This is a genomic window from Okeania sp. SIO3I5 (assembly GCF_010672085.1).
GTDB lineage: Bacteria > Cyanobacteriota > Cyanobacteriia > Cyanobacteriales > Microcoleaceae > Trichodesmium.
The window spans coordinates 1-3,198 of sequence record NZ_JAAHHT010000449.1; the positions used below are offsets into that span (position 1 = coordinate 1).

Below are 3,198 nucleotides of genomic sequence, written 5' to 3' on the forward strand. Positions count from 1 at the left end.
CAGAATTAATTCTTCTGTAATAAATAAATTAGCTAAATGGAGAAGCTTGATACTTGAATTTTTCAGTCAAGCTAAATTGTAATAATTCAGAATTCAGAGTTGAGAATTCAGAATTAATTCTTCTGTAATAAATAAATTAGCTAAATGGAGAAGCTTGATACTTGAATTTTTCAGTCAAGCTAAATTGTAATAATTCAGAATTCAGAGTTGAGAATTCAGAATTAATTCTTCTGTAGTAGATAAATTAGCTAAATGGAGAAGCTTTCTACTTGAATTTTTCAGTCAAGCTAAATTGTAATAATTCAGAATTCAGAGTTGAGAATTATAGAATTAATTCTTCTGTAATAAATAAATTAGCTAAATGGAGAAGCTTTCTACTTGAATTTTTCAGTCAAGCTAAATTGTAATAATTCAGAATTCAGAGTTGAGAATTGAGAATTAATTCTTCTCTTCTGTAGTAGATAAATTAGCTCAATGGAGAGGCTTTCTACTTGAATTTTTCAGTCAAGCTAAATTGTAATAATTCAGAATTCAGAGTTGAGAATTATAGAATTAATTCTTCTGTAATAAATAAATTAGCTAAATGGAGAAGCGTTCTACTTGAATTTTTCAGTCAAGCTAAATTGTAATAATTCAGAATTCAGAGTTGAGAATTGAGAATTAATTCTTCTCTTCTGTAGTAGATAAATTAGCTCAATGGAGAGGCTTTCTACTTGAATTTTTCAGTCAAGCTAAATTGTAATAATTCAGAATTCAGAGTTGAGAATTTAGAATTAATTTTTCTGTAATAAATAAATTAGCTAAATGGAGAAGCTTTCTACTTGAATTTTTCAGTCAAGCTAAATTGTAATAATTCAGAATTCAGAGTTGAGAATTTAGAATTAATTCTTCTGTAATAAATAAATTAGCTAAATGGAGAGGCTTGATACTTGAATTTTTCAGTCAAGCTAAATTGTAATAATTCAGAATTCAGAGTTGAGAATTGAGAATTAATTCTTCTGTAGTAGATAAATTAGCTCAATGGAGAAGCTTTCTACTTGAATTTTTCAGTCAAGCTAAATAATTTGTTGACTAAAATCCTCAAAAATTTCCTGAGAAAAATATACTATTACTCCTGCATACTCTATAATTTCCCTAACTCCTAATACCAATTCACTTTAAGGATGTCACAAATAGTTTCAAACTTTAAATGTCAAATAATTGCCTAAAACTGTTGTTTAATTAAAGTTTTTAGCCGATCAAATCTGGCATTCTGAATTCTAAATTCTTAATTCAGTGAAACGGTATAACTACTCCCTATTCCCTACTCCCTACTCCCTAAAAAAGATATGCAAAATCCCCACCCATCCATAACCAATCAAACAAATTTATCAGATATAGAATCTGATTCATTCTCCAGTAAAAATGACATAACTAACACTCAAAAAATTCAGATGAGAGACTTATTTGCTCAAGAAGCATTAGCTCAAATACCAAAAATTTTGACATTACTAGACCGCAATTTACATAGCCCTACCTACGGCTGTTTCGACCGCAATTTTTGGCATTATAAAATTATAGATTTTCCAAGTGGCATGGCTCAAGAATTTGTCTTGCCTTTAGCCCTAGCTTATAGTTTAGAAATTCCTAATAATCCATATTATCTTCAGGAAATGATACATAAATGGGTAGAAGCAGGAATTTTATATGCTGCTAAGACTGCTCATATTGACGGTTCTTGTGATGATTATTTCCCATTTGAAAGAGCTAGTGGAGCAACAGCTTTTTCTTTATTAGCTAGTATTGAAAGTTATCAAATATTAGGATTAAATAACTACAAAATTCTCAGTTTTTTTGAGAAACGGGCAGATTGGTTAGTTGATCATTATGAAAGTGGGAAATTGGCTAACCATGAAGCATTAATTATTTTGTGTTTGGAATTACTAAGTAAATTATTAGAAACTTCTAAATGGGATACAGCAAAAGCAAATCGTTTGTCAAGATTATTAAGTTGGCAGAGTCAGGAAGGATGGTTTACAGAATATTCTGGTTTTGACCCTGGTTATCATACTCTCACAATATCTTGTTTAGCCAGAATTTATGAATTAAATGATAGTGAAAAATTAAAAGATATTATTACTAAAGCAGTCGAATTAGCTGCCCAATTTATTCATCCTGATGGTTCTTTTGGTGGAGAATATGCTAGTCGTAATACCTATAACTTTTTTCCCCATGGATTTGAATTAATCGGTAAATGGTTGCCTGCTGCTTTGTCGATTAATGACCAATTTTTAATAGGTTTAAAAAATGGTTTAGCTCCTTGTTATGCCGACGATCATATTATTGGTCATCATACCTGGAATTATTTATTGGCATGGCGAGATTTTGTTACTGAAAGACCTACTTCTCTAAGTCGCGATGTTGCTAGTCTTTGGTTAAAAGAAGCTCAAATTTTGATTAAAAGACGACCAGGAACAGAATTATATGTGAGTCTGAATAAAGGTGGTGTTTTTAAGTTATTTCGTGACCAAAAATTAGTGGCTTCTGATACTAATTTATCGCTCCAAGTTAGAAAAGGAAAAAAAATTCTCAATGCTGTTAGTCATTTGAGTGGTGATTATGATGTGAAAATATCTCAAGATGAAATAGTTATTTCTGCTAATATGGGTTGGGCAAAACAAACTCAAATGTCTCCTCTTAAGTTAATAATTCTCAGGTTAGTAATGTTAACTTTTGGGCGTTTTTTCCCAAATTTAATTAGAAAAATATTACAAAAAATTCTGATTACTGGTAAGCAAGATGCGCCTTTTTATTTCACGCGCCATTTTAAATATGAAGATGGAAATTGGTATATTACAGATGAACTTTCTACTAAGTCTTGGTTGAATGTAATTAATGCAGGTATTGGTTGCGATCAAACCTCTATTTATGTAGTAATGAGTCGCACTTTTCAAATTAGTCAATTACAGCCTTGGCACGATCTAACAACAGAGATTAAAAAACTTTCTCCGGGTCAACCTTTGAAAATTGAACGTAAGTTTTGACCATTTTTTGAATTCAAAATGGCTTTGTTGTATGAAAGCTTATGGCTACCGCACAAGATCCAAGATCCATGTACTTCATACTTCTACAACTATTGTCCAATAAATAAATCAAACATCAAGCAACAAGCAACCTTAGATAAAAAAAGGCTGAAACTTATACCTGTAAAGGCTTTGA

1 protein-coding gene is annotated in these 3,198 nt (G+C 30.8%); it reads left to right on the top strand.

The features are described 5' to 3' along the window. Positions 1-1,433 precede the first annotated feature (1,433 nt). Positions 1,434-3,023, top strand: a complete 1,590-nt coding sequence (locus F6K40_RS39490; RefSeq protein ID WP_293145561.1) for a hypothetical protein — start codon at positions 1,434-1,436, stop codon at positions 3,021-3,023. Positions 3,024-3,198: the final 175 nt, after the last annotated feature.

What these genes read in the sequence shown, in the direction of transcription:
- F6K40_RS39490 (WP_293145561.1), top strand. Translation starts at nt 1,434, where the DNA reads ATGAGAGACTTATTTGCTCAAGAAGCATTAGCTCAAATACCAAAAATT.